We start from the raw sequence: 18394 nt of genomic DNA, 5'->3' as shown, positions 1-18394 counted from the left end.
TTCTTTTTACTGAAAACTGAACACGGAAAACTGAATACTTAATCCCGGATTATTTGAATGACCTATCTCTACAACACGCCAGACGATCAGCACGCGATGCTGAAAGCGATTGGTGTTGAATCGATTGAAGAGTTGTTCAGCACGATTCCTGACGACTTACGTCTGAAACGTGATCTGGACCTGCCGCCACAAATGGGCGAGCTGGAACTGACGCAGCACTTGTCCGCCTTGGCAGGCAAGAATGCTTCCCCGGCGACGCATGCCTGCTTCCTGGGTGGCGGTAGTTACGATCACTTCGTGCCGGCGGCAGTTGATGCGTTGGCATCGCGAGGTGAGTTCTACACCTCGTACACGCCGTATCAGCCGGAAGTGTCGCAAGGCAACTTACAGGCCATGTTCGAGTATCAGACGCTGATCTGCGATCTGACTGGCATGGACCTGTCGAACGCCAGTCTGTACGACGGCGGCAGTGCTCTGGCCGAAGCGGTCATCATGGCCCTGAATACCGGCAAGCGAGGCGAGAAGGTCGTTGTCCTGGGGACCGTGCATCCTGAGTATCGGTTGATTCTGCAAACCTACTTCACGCACCTGGGGATCGAGATCGTCGAGATTCCTTGCGTCGATGGCATTGCCGACTTGTCCAAGGTCGAAGAAATCGTCGACGCCGATACGAATTGCGTGGTTGTACAGTCTCCGAACTTTTTCGGTGGTATCGAGGACGTTGCGGCGATTGCCGAGATTGCACATAAGAACGATGCCGTCGTCATTCAGAGCTTCGATCCGATCAGCCTCGGACTTTTGAAGCGTCCAGGCGATCTCGGTGCTGATATTGCGGTTGCTGAAGGACACTCGCTCGGTTCGCCGATGCAGTATGGTGGTCCTTACCTGGGGATCATGGCCTGCAACGACAAGTTCGTTCGCCGTCTGCCTGGCCGTATCGTTGGTCAGACCGAAGACCGCCGCGGCAAACGCTGCTGGGTGCTGACGCTGCAAACACGTGAACAGCATATCCGTCGCGAGAAAGCGACCAGTAACATCTGCACGAACCAAGGTTTGTTCGCCCTTCGAGCTTCCATCTACTTGGCTTTATTGGGGCCGGGCGGGATGAAGCAGTGTGCCTCGCTTTGTACGCAAAAGGCCCATTATGCTCAAGCCAAGCTCACCGAAGTCGAGCGGTTGGAGCCGGTGTTCACAGGAAGCCCGTTCTTCAAAGAGTTCGTCCTGCGTGACACGCAAGGCAACGTCGAAGGGCTGTTAGCCGAAGCCCGTGAAGCTGGCTTCCTGGGCGGTGTGCCGCTTGGGCAGTTCTTCCCTGAAATGGACGACTGTTTCCTGGTGTGCGTGACGGAAAAACGTACGAAGCAGGAAATCGACGCTCTGGCCCGCACTTTCTCCCTCATTCATTCCGGGGGTTCCACGATCCATGCGTAATCAACAAGCTACACAATTGCTGTCCGAACTGTCTCGCCCTGGCCGAACTGCGGTTACCTGGCCAGCGTGTGATGTGCCGGAACAGCCGATCGAAGATTTGATCCCCGGCAATTATCTGTCGGACAAAGCTCTTCAGTTGCCTGAGCTTACCGAAGGGGAAGTCGTTCGTCATTATACGAACTTGTCGACTAAGAATATGTCGGTCGACACGCACTACTACCCGCTCGGTTCGTGCACCATGAAGTACAACCCAAAGCGGAACGAGCGTTTAGCTTCGCTACCTGGGATTGTTGACCTTCATCCATACCAGGACGAGTCGACTATTCAGGGAATGTTGCAGCTCTTGTTTGAACTGCAGGGAATCTTCTCCGAGATCTCGGGACTGCCAGCTTGCTCGTTGCAGCCAGCCGCGGGGGCTCACGGCGAACTGACGGCGCTGATGGTCGCGGCCAAGTACTTCAAGAGCATCGGCGAAGATCGCAAGGTGGTGCTTGCTCCGGACAGCTCGCACGGCACGAACCCGGCTAGTGCTCAGATGGCCGGCTTCAAAGCCGTCAGTATCAAGAGCGACCCCGCCGGTGGTGTCGACATGGAAGACTTCCGTGCCAAGCTGACCGATGACATCGCCGTGCTGATGATCACTAATCCCAGCACGCTCGGCTTGTTCGAGAAGAACATTCGCGAGATTGCCGATGCCGTTCACGAAAAGGGTGGCCTCATCTACTTGGATGGTGCCAACATGAACGCAATCCTTGGAATCACCCGACCAGGTGACTTCGGGGCGGACATGATGCATTACAACCCGCACAAGACGTTCAGTGGCCCTCACGGCGGTGGTGGTCCTGGTGCCGGTCCGATCTGCGTGACCGACAAGTTAGAGCCCTTCCTTCCGTCGCCCGTCGTGGTGAAAGATGGCGAATCCTATAAGCTGAACTTCGATCGACCGGAATCGATCGGTCGTGTGCGGAGCTTCTTCGGCAACGTGGGCGTATTGGTGCGTGCCTACTGCTACATTCTTTCGCATGGCCCGGTTGGTCTGCGAGGCGTCTCCGAAAACGCTGTGCTCAATGCCAACTATCTGCTGAGTCAGGTGAAACACTTCCTGCCGGTGCCACGTGGCGAACGCTGTATGCACGAATTCGTTGCTTCCGCTTCCAAGTTGAAGCAAGAGCGCGGAATCACGGCAATGGATATCGGTAAGCGACTGTTGGACTATGGTTTCCATGCTCCGACCGTTTACTTCCCGCTGACGATTCAGGAAGCGATCATGATCGAACCGACCGAAACCGAAAGCAAGGAAACGCTCGATGCGTTCGTGCAGACCTTGTTCCGGATTACGGAGGAAGATGCCGAACTGCTGCACGATGCACCTCACTCGACGCCGATTAGTCGGCCGAACGAGGTTCAAGCAGCACGCAGCCCTTGTTTACGGGCCGATTTCTGCAGCACCTAAAGCGGCTGGCAGCTGAAAACGAATTGAACAACATGCCCACCCTTGCGTGGGCATGTTGCATGTAAGGGCCACCTAATTTGGTGACGGCTATGACGCTCATGCCCCGCCAGGAACATCCCATGAACGAGATGCGTTTAATTGTCGATCCACCGGCGCGTGGAAGCTGGAACATGGCCGTGGACGAGGCCATTTTGCGAAACGCCGAAGAAACGGGCACACCGACATTGCGCTTTTACGAATGGAACGAACCGACTCTCTCGTTGGGTTACTTCCAGAAGTACGAAGATCGCTGGCAGCATCAGGCGAGCCAAGACTGCAATTGCGTCCGCCGTGCCTCTGGCGGGGGGGCAATCATGCACGACCTCGAGCTGACTTATAGCTTCGTGGCGACGGTACATGATTCTCGATCCGATCAGTTCACACGTTGGTTCGATATTTTCCACGAAACCCTGATCGATGTGCTGGCAAGTTGGAGTATTAGCGCTCACTTAAGTGGTAACCCCCAGCCAGGGGCGCCAACCGACCCATTCTTATGTTTCCAGCGCCGGCACGAAGTCGACGTAGTTGTGGACGGTTTCAAGATTTGTGGCAGTGCCCAGCGTAGACACCAAAAGGCAATTTTGCAGCACGGAAGTGTCCTTTTGCATCAATCGCAGGCAGCCCCTGAGCTTCCCGGCTTGAGTGAGCTGACTAGGAGAAATATTTCGCCCGGTAAATTGACCAACGCCTGGAGCGACGCCATTAAAAACAAATTCCAACGTTCTTGCGTTTACAAACCCCTTACTTCGGAGGAGTTGGTTGCCGCTCATTCGATCGAGGAAGGCAAGTTCGCTTGTGAAGCATGGACGCATAAACGATAGCCAATGATGGATAGGTCTCCATTGCCTTGTGATTAATGGCGGAGTATGTTTAATACAGGGAGAAGGCTAGATTGCCGATAAAAGACCTAGGAAGCGTGCTACAACAAGTGGTTCGGAGCAGTTCGAACACGGTTGTCCGCACCCCCTAAGAAATTAGTTGCAATCCAGTTAGAAACCGTTATTTTGATGAGACTCTTCTGATTCACTCGGCATGTCATCTATGAATCTTTTTGCATCGGATGGCGCGTCGATTGCACCAGTGATCATTTGACCCTTCGGTCGGTTCGGTTAACTCCCAGTAGTTCCTGTTAAGATCGCCATTATTGAGTTTTTCAAAATGGGATTAGCCGTAGCACAGGAAGGATTTTCATATGCAAGTTATGCTTCGTGTTATCCAAGGACCAAGTGCCGGCAAGGAGTTCAAGCTCCCCGTCGACAACTTCGTCATTGGACGAGGTGACGGATGTCACCTCAAACCAAAGAGCGACATGGTTAGTCGCAAGCACTGCGCGCTCGCGGTACGTGATTCCAAGCTATTTCTGGAAGACTTCGGAAGTAAAAACGGAACATACGTAAACAACGAACGCGTTGAGGGTACCGTGGAATTGAAGATGGGGGACGAACTGCGTGTTGGTCCGCTCGATTTTCTAATTCTGATCGATCACACCCTCGGTGCTGCTAAGCGATCCAAAGTCAGCAGCGTTTCGGAAGCCGCTAGTCGCGTGGCTCAATCCGGCGGTCTTGGTAACGATGTTGCCAGTTGGCTGGAAGAGGCAGACGAAGAAGATCGGCAGAGTCGACTGGAAAATCCTGAGACTCGTCAATTCCGCGTCGATGAAACCTCGACCACGGTTTCACTCGATGATCTCCGCGAAATGGAAGAGGCGGAAGCTGCCGAGGGAGAAGGGACAGACGAGAAGTCGAAGTCCGGTCTGCTTGGCATGTTCGGATCGAAGAACAAGAAGAAGAAAGCCTACGGCAAATTGCCAAAGGTTGAAAACGCCGGTGCCAAAGATAGCCAATCGGCTGCCAATGACGCCATTCGACGTCTGATGGATAACCGTCGTTAATAAAGATTTGTTGGTCGCTTCTAATTTGCTGGAAGCGAGTGCGAGAACCCTAAAACGCTTCGTTCAACTGCACAATGAAAGCCGTCCTTCCTTTAGGGCGGCTTTTTTTCATTCTTGCCTGCTTCCCGGTGGAGAGGATCTGGCTTTTCTCGCTCGAACCTGGCAAGAATTGCCGCTAAGCTAGGAATAAGTGATCAAATCTACGTAGTTTCCGTTTTCCGCGAAACCTTCTCCTCTCCCTGTCGGTATTGCTATGCAGAGTGGATTTGATCAGTCCAGGAGCGGCCCATTGACGAACTTCAGTCTGCTAGTCGACCAATGCATGGAGGGCGACCAGAGCGCGGTCTCTGAGTTCGTACAGCGATTTCGAAATCAGGTGTACTTGCTCTGCTATCGCATGCTCGGCGAACATCACGAAGCAGAGGATATGGCGCAAGAGACTTTCTTGCGGGTCCTGAGGAATCTTGACCGGTGGGATCGTAGCCGGCCGATCGAACCTTGGATTATGACGATCGCTGGGAATCGTTGCCGGACCCACCTTGCTCAGCGCAACCGCCGGCCGATTGCCGCCGAAACACAAGATCATATTGAAGATCACCGTGGGATCGACCATCGCGGCGAACTCCTCGCCGAAGAAGTCCGCTTGGCCTTATCTCACGTCCGTGAGGAATATCGGCAAGCGTTCCTGTTATTCCATGAAAACCAACTCAGTTACGGCGAAATTGCCGAACAATTAGATTGTCCCTTAGGGACGGTCAAAACCTGGGTGCATCGGGCTCGTCGTGAGCTCGTTCAACGGCTGATCAGCCGTGGCGTTGCTCAGGAGTATCGAGCCTTCCTTACCTCAACACGAAACAACGAAGCTTAGCCTCAAATTACGTATTGTCCTTCCAATCCAGGAATTAGATGCCGTGACGTTTGAAGAGTTTGAAAACACGCTGCAAGATTGGCTCGACGAAGGTCGCCTCGACGAGGTCGCAACGTTGATCCCTTTGGTCTGTGAAGCAGATCGAGCACAGTGTGTTGAGCTCTTCGATACATACCAGGCACTGTTCGTCGGTTTAGCGGTTACGACACCATCGAAGAAGCCGACCAGCATTGATCCAGTGGCCGCGGCTGTTCCAAGTTCCCCGCAGGCGAATGGTCGGTCTGCTGGATCGAGTCACGCTGCTTCGCGAACTCTTCTGGCGTTGGCTGCTTGCCTGGCACTTGTGGCGATCGTGCCGGGCTGGTTCCCGCTTAGTGGAAATGTGAATCAGTCTGCCTCCAACCCGCCTCTGAGTCCAATTGAAGTTGAGCCTGAGCTGGCGGTGACTCACTCGCCGAATCTTGTCGATGCGACGACCGACTTTGCGGAGGAGGCATTCGCCAAGGAGACGGAGGAGTTCTCGCTGTTTGCCACCACGTCGATCGAACCGCTGGCTCGTGGCATGGCCGATAAAACCGACTCGGCGTTTCGTTCCCTTAACGAAGTTTCGCGGAACCTGAATCCAATCGATCAGTCGCTGTCTGCCTACCGCGATGCGGCGCCCTTGTTGGAAACGTTGACGCAAGGATTCCTGCCGGGGACGCGCTCACTGAGTAGCGCTTTCTCGGTGCTGCAAGAGTCGGCGTCCGATCCGGTGCCACATGCCACCAGTTCGCAGCCAGAGCCAACTAAGAACGCTACTCCAGAAAACGCGGCCGTGATCTAAACATCTTGTCCAGTAGATGTACCGCCGGTTTTCCCTTCTTTACTGGGTGAGCTTTCTCACTCTCTTTTTTGGGTGATGTTCTGCCTGCTCACTTCTCAGTGAGGCTTGCTGAGGCCGCGTATTGTGCTGCGATTTCCACCTAGAAGTGCCGCTGGGCGCATTTTGCGCAGTCCGATAGCCCCGGCTAATCGGTACAGTCATCACGATCCGTAGACTTTGTGGAGTGTTGAAACTTTGCCACATGGGACTCCGATACGTTGATTATTCCCAACGCATCCTCCCCAACCATTCAAGTCAACGGAGCTTACCAAAGTGGCCAAAGCAAAGACGACTACCCGCAAGACAACAACTTCCAAGACTGCCACCAAGAGCCGCACCACGAAGGCTGCCAAGACCAAGGCCGGAGATCAGGAAGTGGTGATGGACCGCCGCCGAGCCGATCGCCGTACGAAGGCCGCTCCCAGCAAGTCGACCAAGCCTGCGGAAGTGGAAGAAAAGAAGGAAGTCGAGACCGAACAACCCAAGATGGAACGTCGAGCGAAAGTGAACCGTCGTCGCCAAATCGATCCGACCACTTGCGAACGTGACTACACAAACGACGAAATCGAGTTCATGCAAGCTTTGGACGCTTACAAGCGTTCCAGTGGGCGAATGTTCCCAACTTGCAGCGAGATCTTAGAAGTGATCCGCGATTTAGGTTACACCCGCTCCGGAGCAATGGGGGAACCGGTTGAAGAAATCGAAGAAATGGAAGAGGGCGACTCGACGCCAGCTTTCACCGAACAAGTGCCGGCCATCGAAGGCTAAGCTCGAAGCAAAATCAAGATACCTTGCTAGCGACCTCGGGAGGCCATTTCGGTCTCCCGAGGTCTTTTCTTGAGCGAATTCGTCTTGTTTAGGAAAGAATTCGCCACTATTCTCCCACGACGCATTTCCATACAGATTCCTGAACCCAGGACACGGGGTTGATGACGTGCATCGACAAGCCACTTTTCGCCAACAACTGAATCTTCTTCTCTCGCTGTTGCCACTGCTGCTCGGCACCGGCTGCCAGATGGCGGCCTCCGGCTACAACGTGGCCGGTGTGCGCAATGTGGAAGAAGGCCAGCCTCAATTGGCGGTCACGCAGTTTCAAAAGGCGTTAGGCCACGATCCCGCCAACCCAGACGCTTACTACAACTTGGCTGCTACCTACCATCAGATGGCCAAGCAGACCAACGATCGCAACATGATGCATCAGGCCGAGCAGTTGTATAACCAGTGCTTGGACCTCGATCCAAATCACGCCGAGTGCTACCGCGGGTTGGCGGTTCTCTTGATCGATACACAGCGTAATGATAGCGCTTTCACTTTGATGGAACGCTGGGAACAACGCTCGCCACAATTGGCCGATCCCAAGATCGAATTGGCTCGTCTATACCAAGAGTTTGGTGACAAAGATAACGCTAAGAACCAGCTAAACCAGGCCTTAGCAGTCGACGCAAATAACGCACGAGCCTGGGCTGCACTCGGAAGCCTACGAGAACAATCGGGGGAACTGGGGCAGGCATTGGCGAACTATCAGCGCTCCTACCAGCTGAACAACCTCGACTCTGGCGTCGGGGCCCGGATCGCTACGCTACAGCGACAAGGGATTCAAAGTGAAGTTCCGATGGCACCCAACAGTGGCACACAAATGGCCCAGGGGGCCAACAATCGCCAACGCTATTAATGTGCGTTAACGCGCAGTCTTGCATCGTATCTTTTTGCGCGACCACGTTTCCAATGTAATGGTTGAGGCTTCTTTGCCATTTCAAGCACCTGCCACAGAAGGCTGTTAAGGTGCGACAAATGGTCGTTCGAACCTCATCGATCAATCTGTATCCCCCTGTTATCAACTGATTTGCGCCCGACGGTTTCAATTCTGTCACACGGGCATGGGGGCCGCTTCTATCGAAGCGGAATTCCTCGTAAAATTTGGGTTTACTCATTGCCTACCGGTTCCGCCTGGGCTGTCTCGTCGGGAGACACAGGTGGGTCAATCGGTCGCCTATCCCCTTAGAGCCGACTGTCATGCCAGAACGCGTATTCAATTTTTCCGCCGGTCCTGCCGTCATGCCCCTGCCTGTGCTTGAAGAAGCCCAACGCAATTTGGTCGCTCTGCCAGGCGTCGGTAGTTCTGTGATGGAACTGAGTCATCGCGGTAAGCCTTACATGGCGATTCACGCTGATGCCAAGGCTCGATTGGTTTCTCTGCTCAACATTCCTGACACGCATGACGTGTTGTTTCTGCAGGGTGGTTCGCGTCTTCAGTTTTCGATGATCCCGATCAATTTGTTGAAAGGGACCGAGAAAACGGCCGACTACATCCTGACCGGCAGCTGGGGCAAAAAGGCTCTGGAGGAAGCGGTCAAAGAAGGCAAGACGAACGTCGCTTGGGATGGAAAGCCGACCAACTACAATTGCTTGCCCAAGCAGGCTGACCTGAAGCTGACCCCGGACGCCGCTTACGTTCACATGACTTCGAACGAAACGATCCAAGGTGTGCAGTTCCAAGCCGAACCAGAAGTCGGAAACGTACCGCTGGTCTCCGATCTGTCGTCGGACTTCATGAGCCGACCGGTTGATATCTCCAAGTATGGTTTGATCTATGCCTGTGCTCAAAAGAACGCCGGCCCAGCGGGCGTGACGGTTGTGATTATTCGTAAAGACTTGATGGAGCACGCCAGCAGCGATCTTCCGGGCTACCTCGTCTATCGCAACCACGCTGAAAACGATTCGATGTGGAACACGCCCCCAACGTTCGGCATTTACTTGCTGGGCTTGGTTTGCAAATGGCTGCAAGAAGACATGGGCGGTCTGGAAAAAATTCAGAAACAGAACGAAGCCAAAGCCAAGATTCTGTACGACGTGATCGATGAGTCGAACGGTTTCTACATCGGACATGCCTTGCCGGAAGACCGTTCGATGATGAACGTAACCTTCAAGCTGGGTGACGAAGAATCAGAGAAGCGATTCCTGGCCGAAGCGAACGAAGTGGGCCTGACCCAACTGGGCGGTCACCGTAGCGTCGGCGGCGTTCGCGCTTCCATCTACAACGCGATGCCCGTGGAAGGCGTCGAGAAGCTTCGTGACTTCATGCTGAAGTTCAAGAAGTAAGCACCCCAAACCTACCTTACCTCGCTGGTGAAACCTCAACCGCCAAAAGAAACGCATCATGCCCAAAGTTATTGTTCTGGATACGCTTGCCCAGGAAGGTCTGGATCTGTTGGATCAAGCCCCTGGCATTGAATACGAAGTTCGCACCGGCCTGAAAGGCGAAGAACTGCGAAGTGCCCTCAACGAGTTCGATGGGGCCATCTGTCGTAGTGGTGTGAAGATCACCGCCGAGTCGCTGGAAGGCAACACCAATTTGAAGGTGATTGCCAGAGCCGGCGTGGGGACGGATAACATCGATTCCAAAGCAGCCGCTCGTCACGGCATCGTCGTGATGAACACGCCGACTGGCAACACGATCAGTACGGCTGAACATGCTTTTTGCTTGATGATGGCGCTTTCTCGTAATGTGCCGGCGGCCAGCCAAAGCTTGGTTGAAGGTCGTTGGGATCGTAAGAAGTACATGGGAACCCAGTTGGCTGACAAGACGCTGGGTGTTGTCGGCTTAGGACGAATTGGTCTGGAAGTCGCGAAACGAGCGCTCGCGTTCGAGATGCGAGTGATCGCCTACGACCCGTTCGTCAGCCCGGAACGAGCCGCGGAACTGGGCATCGAGCTTTCGCCAACCGTTCCCGAAATGTTGCCGCACATCGATTACCTGACGGTCCACACTCCGCTTACGCCGGAAACGAAGGACATGATCAGCACCGAAACGATCAAGCTGCTGAAGCCAGGTGCCCGCCTGGTTAACTGTGCTCGTGGTGGCATCTACAACGAAGAAGCGTTGGTCGAAGGTCTCAAGTCGGGACACCTCGGCGGCGTTGCTTTGGACGTCTACGCCGAAGAGCCATGCACCGACAGTCCGCTGTTCGGCATGGAAAATGTCGTCTGCACGCCTCACTTGGGAGCGAGTACGGAAGAAGCCCAGACTCAGGTCGCGGTCGAAGCAGTTCAGTTGGTGGTCAATTACCTGACAACCGGCGAAATTAGGCACGCGGTCAATGTGGCTCCGCTCGATCCGAAGACGCTTGAGAACATTCGCGGTTACCTGGACGTGGCCTATCGTTTAGGTTTGGTCGCGGCTCAGGTTCACTCGGGTGGCGTGAAGTCGGTAAAGCTGACCTATCGTGGTGAAGTGAGTAGTAAGAATACCAAGCTGCTGACCGCTTCGTTCTGTGCTGGCTTTCTGGCTAAGGCATTGGAAGACGAACCGAACATTATCAACTCGGAAATGCTGCTTCTCGATCGCGGTGTCGATCTGTCGACCGAAACTAGCACCGAACTGGGCAGCTTCAGCAGTAGCGTCACGGCCACGATTGAAGAAGGTGGGAAATCACACCAGATTGGCGGCACGCTGTTCGGCAGCAACATGCCACGCTTGATCTTGCTCGATGGTCAACGGTTGGAAGCTTACCTCGACGGTACGCTGTTCGTCTTCGCCCACAACGATGTCCCCGGCATCATTGGTAAAGTGGGAACGATCTTTGGCAACCATCAGATCAACATCGCTCAAATGGCCGTTGGTCGTTCTAGCACGGCGCCAGGCAGTGCCGTCGGTGTATTGAACCTGGATGGCCTGCCAAGTGAAGCTTCGGTCAAGGAAGTCATGGCCAGCGACAATATCACCAGCTGCAAGGTGATCGAGCTGCCAGCTGCTGGCGAGATGCCGAGTTGGATGCGTTAAGATCGCCACTGTTGGTATAATCGTAAAAACCGGCAAAGGATGCGTTTGCCGGTTTTTCTATGCGCCCACCAGCAATTGAACTGCGAGCCAAGCGAATTACTCTGAGGAATATCAGCCCCTCTCGATCAATTCGCTCCAGGTATCTTGCTTGTCATCGTTCGCGTTCATCTCTCTGTTTTCAGGAAGTCTCGCTAGTGGCGAGATGACTCCCTTCATGGCGATGCTTATTCCGCTACTCGGAGTCATTGCCTACCCATGGTTGGCTCGTCGGTTTTTTTCGCTGTACCGACTCACGGAAGGGCAAAGGCGAAGTCTTTTGCGGTCGCTCCCCCAGGGAAACGAAGCCTTCGTCAATCGACTCAGGGTATGGGACACCGGCGAGACGATCTGCAATGCGGCGGTGGTAGGTTGTGTTCCCGGGTTTTCATTCGTCTTGGTCAGCGATGCGTTATTAACGCGGCTTTCACCCCGCAGTGTTGCCGCGATCGTCGCCCACGAAATAGGGCATCTGAAACTTTGTCATGTCCCAATGAGGCTTGTTATCGTCTTCGCCGGGGGGACACTAGGTCTGGCATTGGTGCGTCAAGCTGAAACGCTGGCAGCATGGCAAAACGTCGCCCATGTCGCGGCGATGTTCGCGACTGCTGGATACATGGGGCTAATGTTGCATCTGGTCGCTCCGCTGCTTGAGTATCATGCTGATGCCTACGCGATCGATACGCTGAGCAAAAAGAACGGCAATCGCCGTCGAAACATTCGGGAGTTATCCAAGGCCTTGGCCGAACTGACGCTTCTCTCAGGAATTCGGCCTGATAAAAAAACTTGGCTCTATCCAAGCTTTGAAGAGCGTCGCCAAGCCATGCTTTGCCAGCAAACTTCGCCTAGCTTTCGTCACCGGTTAGAGTGGATGCTGGGGATAGTTTTGCTGAGTCAATTGGTACTGATTACGATTGGCGTCTTGATGATTGCCAGCTAAACGGAAAGAACGAGACTTTTCTCGGCGAGGGTCGAATTCGGTTTTGACGGGCAGGCGTCATTGCTAGATAATTAGGGCGGTTACTATTACGCCCGCCCGGTTCCTCGAAGCCGAAGTTCGTCAACCGTGAATCTACTTCGCAAATACTTCTTTCTTGGCGCGATTCCCGCGCTGATTGCGGTTGGCCTGGCCACGATTCTCGATTCCCATATTACGCAAAACCTTCTGCAAGAGCAGATTGATCAGACCATGCAGGCGAACCTCAACGCCAAGCGGAACGAGGTCCGGTTTTTCATGGATGAGAATCTTTCGCTGCTGAGGGCGCTCGCCGCGATGTCGATAGTTCAAGAAGGGACCGTGCCTGAAATCTTAGAGTTTCTCCGCGCACAAGAGAAAGCCGCCAAACCGATTGTCGATGGGCTGTATCTGAACGAAATGGATGGCACGGTCCATGGAACCAACGGGCTAGTCTTCAACGTTGCGGATCGAGACTATTTTCAGGAGTTGCAACAAGGCAAGACGATCGTCACTCGGATCCTGAAGAGCCGAGCGACAGGGCGCGATATCCTGTTGATGTTCAAACCGATTATCGGGGAGGATGGAACCCAACGTGGATCGATCGGACTGACAATTCTCGACTCGGAAGTGATCCGTTTCGTGAGGTCTTTGGAAGTCGACCAAGATGGTTTCTTCGCACTGATGGACGACGAAAATCGGTTGATCGCGGCCACTGGTAAAGCGAACTTTCTCAATGAAGTGAAAGACTTAAGTGATCCCAAGATAATCACCGATCCTGATGGCGAACGTTACTTGATCTCGGTTGCCGAGGTACCGGAAACAAAGTGGAAGTTGATCGAGGCGATCCCCGAATCGCGTGTTACCAAGGTTTACAATCGTCTGGCTTGGTCGAAGATTACTGCGGTCGCGTGTGGTTTGACCGCTGCTGTGATTCTAGCACTCTTCTTCAGCGAACGGACTCTGCGTCCGCTGCAAGAGATCATTCAAACGATCCATCGCTATGCTCGTGGCGATCAGGCGGTGCGTGTGTCGGTGAAGCGGGACGGAGAATTCGGTATCCTTGCTGATTCATTTAATAACATGGCCGACGAGCTCGACGTCGCCAGTCAGCGCCAGGAATCGCACCTCCGCACGATCGAGGCCAGTGAACGCCGCTTTCGGATGTTGTTTGATGGGGCGGCAGACGCCGTTTTCGTCCGTAACATGGATGGCGAAATCATCGATGCCAACCAGGAAGCCTGCCGTAGCCTGGGTTACACCCGAGAAGAACTCGTCGGTATGTATGTTTCTGATATCGACTTAGATTGGAAACCAGCCGACGCGCGACGTATTTGGAACGACTTGGCCCGTAGCGGCCGTAATTTTCATCCGTTGGTAGAACGCGTTCATCGTCGTAAGGATGGCACAACATTCCCGGTCGAAATCCGATTGACGACAATCGAACGTGCTGGGCAGTCTTTCGTGATGTCTGCGTGTCGCGACGCGACGCTGCGTAAGGCAGCCGAGCAGCAGACGAAAGCGGCCAAGGACTTCGCCGAGAACATGATCAATGCCTCACCGGGCATTATCTACATCTTCGATTTAGCTTCCGAATCGATCGTCTTCGTCAATGATAATATTGAACGCCAGCTAGGCTATACGAAAGAGCATATCGGAGAGCTCGGTTCCCAGTTCTATGTCGAGGTGTTTCATCCAGAGGACTTACCGAAGATTGTTCAATCGCAGCTGACTTGGTTCCAGACTGGGGCGAACGCACTGCGGCGCGATAATCTTCGCGTTCGGCATAAGAATGGAGAGTGGCTTTGGTTCGAATTTCACCGCGTCGTTTTTCAACGGAATGCAAAAGGTGAGCCGACCCAGGTGATGGGAATTGCCATCAACATTAATGACCGGATTCGAGCTGAAGAGCAGCTTCGCTGGGAAAAGGCATTGTTAGATCAAGTGATGGAAACCAGTGTCGCCTCGATCATGGTCGTGAATGCCGAGGGAACAATTCAGTTTCTCAATACTGCGCTTGAAAACACCTTGCGACTTCGTCGTGAAGATCTCATCGACAATCTGATTTACGATTTTCCTTTGCCGATGTTAGATGTATCCGGCAATCCAATGCCTGACGAAAATCGTCCCTTCGCTCAGGTTCGTAAGGACCACAAACCCGTTTACGATCTTCGTTTCAGAATTCCGTTTTCGACGGACGAGTATGCGACCGTCTCGATCAATGGCGCGCCTCTGTTCGATGAAAATCATGTGTTTCAAGGGGCGGTGTTCGCTTTAACGGACATTACCGAACGAATTGAATCGGAGAAGTTGCGAGAGACACTTATTCGTAACTTGGAAGATACCAATGCTGAGCTCAAACAGTTCACATATACGGTCTCACACGACCTGAAGTCGCCGCTAATTACGATCAAGGGATTTCTGGGAATCCTGAGCGAGGACTTAGCCAATAATGACCAGGATGCGATTCAGGAAGACCTCACCATAATAGGTTCAGCCGCCGACGGAATGAAGCAGCTCTTGGACGACCTGCTTGAGCTCTCGCGTATCGGGCGAAGTAGCAAGTCACGTATGACGATTGGTCTGCAAGAGGTTGTCAGCGAAGCAATCACGTTGTTGGCGGGTGAGATCGAGGCCCGTGATGCCGATGTGCAATGTGATTGCGGCGAGCTCTCGATTTATGGCGACTCGGTACAGATTCGACAACTAATGCAGAACTTGATCGATAATGCGATCAAGCATAACCACGAAGAGAACCCCCGCGTCCGTATTTCAGCCAAAACGGATGAGGGGTTCGTGGTGATCGAAGTCGCTGATAATGGCCCTGGTGTCGCGCTCGAATTTCAGGAACGAATCTTCCAGTTATTCGATAAGCTTGATCCCGATTCGGAAGGAACCGGGATTGGTTTGGCTATCGTGAAGAGGATTATCGATTTCCATGGGGGAACGATCACCTTGGAATCGGACGGAGTAGGGCACGGCTGCAAATTTATCATGCGTTTGCCAGCCGAGCCCCCAGCGTCTAGCTCGACGCTCGCGATTGAAGAGACATCGCTTCAATAATCGTTACTTTCCGCCACCCGTTACCGCGTCACGAATCTCTTCAGGCTTATCTGTCGTGATTGAGTCGAAACCCAAACCTGCATAACGCTGTGCCTGTTTCGGATCGTTGACCGTCCAAACGTGGCATTCGATACCTGCGTCTTTGATTTCTTTCACAAAGTCGGGCGTTACCACGGTATCGTTCGCTTGAGTACCCAAACCGGTGGCTCCAGTTTGCTTCAATGTGGCAACCACTGAGTCGAGCGAAGGATTCCACTGGCCGGACTTGTCGTCCTTCTTGTAGCTGGTCAACCAGCTCGCTTTGTACTGTGGCATCTGTTCACGGCACTGCGTGACCACCTCTTTGTCGAAGCAGATGATGATGATTTGATCGTCGCGTAGCTTGGACTCCTTCAAAGCGGTTTGCAGGGGAGCCACGATCTCCGGGCCACATTTTACTTCGACAAAGATCTTCCCCTTTTCGGGAATGGTCGCCAGGACTTCTGCCAATGTAGGGATAGTTTCACCAGCATATTTAGCATTCTTCCAGGCACCAACATCGACACGACGGAGTTCTTCCAGTGTCGAGTCAGCGATTTTCAGATCAGCAGAGCCGCCGGTTGTGCGTTTGGTGGTTTTGTCATGAATGCACGCAATCTGGCCGTCTTTGGTCAGGTAGAAATCGCCTTCGATGACATCCGCACCTTGATTCCAAGCTTCACGGAAAGAAGCAAGCGTGTTCTCTGGGGCGACGAACGATGCTCCACGATGGGCGACGATCATTTGTGCTTGTCCTGTACAGGGAAAACATCCAAACGCCATTACAGCCGCCAATGACAATCCAATCCAGATACGCATCCCGAAAGTCCTCTTTGAATATCAATAGTCACGATGATGTGGAGAGAGCCCATTATAGTCGGCAATCGACCCGCTTGCCCAAGCCTCCTTTCGGTGGGGCGTTAAGTTCAGGTAAAGGCAATTTGACGGTTGATTGAAGCTGCCTTCGGGCTTTTGGGGACTTGCCGCTGGCTGGCTCGCCTTAGAAGATGCTTTTGACGAGTTGTTCCTTATGGTCCCATTGCCGGAGCTTATTGCGTTGCCAGTTCCCCAACTTATTGTTTTTGACCTCGACTTCACTTTGTGGGACTGCGGAGGAACGTGGTGTGATTGCTTGAGTCCCCCATTTCGCCTGGATAAAGATCGAATTATCGATCGAACGCGTCGGTATATTCGTTGTTACCAAGATGTGGAAGCAATACTCGACTATTGCGATCAACAACAGATTCCGATGGCGTTGGCATCGCGAACCGAACAGCCCGCTTGGGCGCGAGAGCTACTTCAGCTGTTGGCGATTACTCATCGCTTTGCTTATGCGGAAATCTATCCCTCGTCGAAGGTGCGTCACTTCACCGCGTTGGGGAAAGCGAGCGGGATCGCCTATGAAGAAATGCTCTTTTTCGACGATGAGATGCGAAATATTCGTGAAGTGGGGGAGATGGGAGTGACGGCGATTCACGTGGCAAACGGCATGAGTTCCGAGCTCTTTCATGCCAGTCTAGATCGTTGACTAAAAAAACGCTCGACCAACGAACGTGGCCGAGCGTTTTCCGAGAACTCATTGGCAATGCCAACCGAATGAAAAAATGTTACTCGGTGGTAGCTTGCTTCTTGACGACCGTGCCTTCGGTCAGCTCGTTGATCTCGCCCTCACGCTTCTTCAGCTGGAAGCTGTCGTAAACGTCGCCGACGGCCGTGCGTGCTTCGTAGTTGAGCGTGTTGCCATCGACCGAGATGATTTGATATAGCTGAGTGTTGGCTGCCGTGCTGTTCATGAAGGGATGTGGCGACAAGCTATACATCTTTGGTCCGCTGACCGAGACAACATAAACGGTACCAGTTTTCCCATCGAAGTTGTTCACGCCAGTTGGGACGTTCTTCTCTGAGCCTTCTTCACTTGCAACTAGGGGAGTCTGCAAGCCCGTTCGACCGTAGGTATGGTCGTGCCCCTGGAGAACAAGATCGACCTTATACTTGTCGAAAATCGGTTTCCATGTGTTGCGTAGCTCTTCGTTGTCACGTCCTTTTCCCGTCGAATAGACCGGGTGATGGAACGTGCAAACAACCCACGGCTTATCATTATTATGTAGAACGTTCATTAGCCATTTCGCTTGGACTTCCAGGTCAGCCGAGCTATTCATGCCGACGATCAGCATGTTGCCGTACGTAAGGGTATAGCACGATTCCTCCATGCCTTCCGGGCCGTTCTCGGGCAGCGTAAACGAAGGACGCCAGTGGTGGCTCAGATGACGCTTGCCATCTTCGTCCTTGGCTTGCTCGTGATTGCCAGGAACCGGAACGCTCGGGATCATGGCGTTTAGGAATGCCCCAGCTCCGAACCACTCGCCCCATTCCGCGTCGTTTTCGGCGCGATTGATCAGGTCGCCGGCGTGTAGCATGAACGCGGCCTTAGGAGCATCGCTGTAAGCTTCCCGAATCACACGCGACCACTTCGAGCGGATGTCGTTTTGGGCATCACCAAAGTAGATGAACGAGAATTTATCGGCGTTATCTTTCGCAGTTGAGAACTGGAACCATTCGCTCCAGTTTTCGCCATCGCCGACGCGATAAGCGTACTTGGTACCTGGTTTCAGTCCTTCAAACTCGACGGAGTGGAAGTTGGCGGTGTTGATATCGGTTTTCAATTCTTGTGTCTTAGCAACGTGCTGCTTAGCGTTTTCGTCAAATTTCGGCGAGCCCTCGGCCACTGCGATTTCGGCATACGCTTCAGCGACATCGGTCGACGTGCGCCACGTCACGGCTTGCGACGTGGTCGGGTCGCCACTCCATGTCAGGATGATCCGATCTGGAATAGCGGTGGGGGCATAGTGCTCGGCCGGTTCGACTTTCACTGGGTGCTCGTGGCCATCGTGAGCGAACGCTGCCGTTGCACTACCGGCTAAAACAGACGCCAGAATGATGCGTCCGAGAATGCTGCGAGAGGACTTCATCAACTTCTCCAAAAAGGTGTTGTGTG

15 protein-coding genes are annotated in these 18394 nt (G+C 53.4%); 13 read left to right on the top strand and 2 right to left on the bottom strand.

The genetic code is table 11. The annotated features are described in order from the left end of the window. Window positions 1-57 precede the first annotated feature (57 nt). The 12 genes from gcvPA (at window position 58) to C5Y83_RS08350 (ending at window position 15381) form a co-directional block, all read left to right on the top strand. Window positions 58-1431: an aminomethyl-transferring glycine dehydrogenase subunit GcvPA gene (gene gcvPA, locus C5Y83_RS08405; RefSeq protein WP_105329233.1), complete on the top strand. Its 1374-nt coding sequence runs from the start codon at window positions 58-60 to the stop codon at window positions 1429-1431. Then, window positions 1424-2884, top strand: a complete 1461-nt coding sequence (gene gcvPB, locus C5Y83_RS08400; RefSeq protein WP_105329232.1) for an aminomethyl-transferring glycine dehydrogenase subunit GcvPB — start codon at window positions 1424-1426, stop codon at window positions 2882-2884. Before gcvPA ends, gcvPB begins: the two co-directional genes overlap by 8 nt. A gap of 119 nt (window positions 2885-3003) precedes the next feature. After that, window positions 3004-3744 (top strand): biotin/lipoate A/B protein ligase family protein, encoded by a 741-nt coding sequence (locus C5Y83_RS08395; protein ID WP_158262291.1) that lies wholly within the window; start codon window positions 3004-3006, stop codon window positions 3742-3744. Window positions 3745-4115: 371 nt separating this feature from the next. Beyond that, entirely contained in the window at window positions 4116-4814 is a 699-nt protein-coding gene (locus tag C5Y83_RS08390; RefSeq protein WP_105329230.1) for an FHA domain-containing protein, read from the top strand. Window positions 4815-5103: 289 nt separating this feature from the next. Then, window positions 5104-5682, top strand: coding sequence for an RNA polymerase sigma factor (locus tag C5Y83_RS08385; protein ID WP_158262290.1), 579 nt, complete (start codon window positions 5104-5106; stop codon window positions 5680-5682). 43 nt (window positions 5683-5725) lie between these two features. Continuing rightward, entirely contained in the window at window positions 5726-6508 is a 783-nt protein-coding gene (locus tag C5Y83_RS08380; RefSeq protein ID WP_105329228.1) for a hypothetical protein, read from the top strand. Window positions 6509-6820: 312 nt separating this feature from the next. Continuing rightward, complete coding sequence (locus tag C5Y83_RS29805; RefSeq protein WP_233207160.1) at window positions 6821-7315, top strand: hypothetical protein; 495 nt, start codon at window positions 6821-6823, stop codon at window positions 7313-7315. A 166-nt stretch (window positions 7316-7481) separates the two neighbouring features. Then, window positions 7482-8219, top strand: coding sequence for a tetratricopeptide repeat protein (locus C5Y83_RS08370; RefSeq protein ID WP_233207159.1), 738 nt, complete (start codon window positions 7482-7484; stop codon window positions 8217-8219). Between the two features lie 341 nt (window positions 8220-8560). Next, on the top strand, window positions 8561-9646 hold the full coding sequence (gene serC, locus C5Y83_RS08365; protein ID WP_105329227.1) for a 3-phosphoserine/phosphohydroxythreonine transaminase: 1086 nt from the start codon (window positions 8561-8563) through the stop codon (window positions 9644-9646). A 58-nt stretch (window positions 9647-9704) separates the two neighbouring features. Further along, window positions 9705-11327 carry a phosphoglycerate dehydrogenase gene (gene serA / locus C5Y83_RS08360; protein WP_105329226.1) on the top strand — a complete coding sequence of 541 codons (1623 nt, stop codon included), beginning with the start codon at window positions 9705-9707 and terminating at the stop codon, window positions 11325-11327. Window positions 11328-11475: 148 nt separating this feature from the next. Then, window positions 11476-12303: a M48 family metalloprotease gene (locus C5Y83_RS08355; RefSeq protein WP_146117712.1), complete on the top strand. Its 828-nt coding sequence runs from the start codon at window positions 11476-11478 to the stop codon at window positions 12301-12303. A gap of 126 nt (window positions 12304-12429) precedes the next feature. Next, window positions 12430-15381, top strand: a complete 2952-nt coding sequence (locus C5Y83_RS08350; RefSeq protein WP_105329224.1) for a PAS domain S-box protein — start codon at window positions 12430-12432, stop codon at window positions 15379-15381. Between the two features lie 3 nt (window positions 15382-15384). Here C5Y83_RS08350 and C5Y83_RS08345 read toward each other — a convergent pair whose 3' ends face one another. Then, window positions 15385-16143, bottom strand: a complete 759-nt coding sequence (locus C5Y83_RS08345; RefSeq protein ID WP_158262289.1) for a glycerophosphodiester phosphodiesterase — start codon at window positions 16141-16143, stop codon at window positions 15385-15387. Window positions 16144-16351: 208 nt separating this feature from the next. On the opposite strand from C5Y83_RS08345, the gene C5Y83_RS08340 reads away from it, so the two are divergent. Then, on the top strand, window positions 16352-16927 hold the full coding sequence (locus C5Y83_RS08340) for a magnesium-dependent phosphatase-1 (RefSeq protein WP_233207158.1): 576 nt from the start codon (window positions 16352-16354) through the stop codon (window positions 16925-16927). A 79-nt stretch (window positions 16928-17006) separates the two neighbouring features. Here C5Y83_RS08340 and C5Y83_RS08335 read toward each other — a convergent pair whose 3' ends face one another. Continuing rightward, entirely contained in the window at window positions 17007-18368 is a 1362-nt protein-coding gene (locus tag C5Y83_RS08335; protein WP_105329222.1) for a purple acid phosphatase family protein, read from the bottom strand. Window positions 18369-18394: the final 26 nt, after the last annotated feature.

Origin of the sequence: Blastopirellula marina, from assembly GCF_002967765.1 — a bacterium.
Classification (GTDB): domain Bacteria; phylum Planctomycetota; class Planctomycetia; order Pirellulales; family Pirellulaceae; genus Bremerella; species Bremerella marina_A.
This window is presented reverse-complemented; position numbering and strand designations above follow the sequence as displayed.

Bases quoted from the DNA above. Each gene is read 5' to 3' on its own strand.
- gcvPA (WP_105329233.1), top strand. From the start codon at position 58: ATGACCTATCTCTACAACACGCCAGACGATCAGCACGCGATGCTGAAA.
- gcvPB (WP_105329232.1), top strand. From the start codon at position 1,424: ATGCGTAATCAACAAGCTACACAATTGCTGTCCGAACTGTCTCGCCCT.
- C5Y83_RS08395 (WP_158262291.1), top strand. From the start codon at position 3,004: ATGAACGAGATGCGTTTAATTGTCGATCCACCGGCGCGTGGAAGCTGG.
- C5Y83_RS08390 (WP_105329230.1), top strand. From the start codon at position 4,116: ATGCAAGTTATGCTTCGTGTTATCCAAGGACCAAGTGCCGGCAAGGAG.
- serC (WP_105329227.1), top strand. From the start codon at position 8,561: ATGCCAGAACGCGTATTCAATTTTTCCGCCGGTCCTGCCGTCATGCCC.
- serA (WP_105329226.1), top strand. From the start codon at position 9,705: ATGCCCAAAGTTATTGTTCTGGATACGCTTGCCCAGGAAGGTCTGGAT.
- C5Y83_RS08345 (WP_158262289.1), bottom strand. From the start codon at position 16,143: ATGATCGTCGCCCATCGTGGAGCATCGTTCGTCGCCCCAGAGAACACG.
- C5Y83_RS08335 (WP_105329222.1), bottom strand. From the start codon at position 18,368: ATGAAGTCCTCTCGCAGCATTCTCGGACGCATCATTCTGGCGTCTGTT.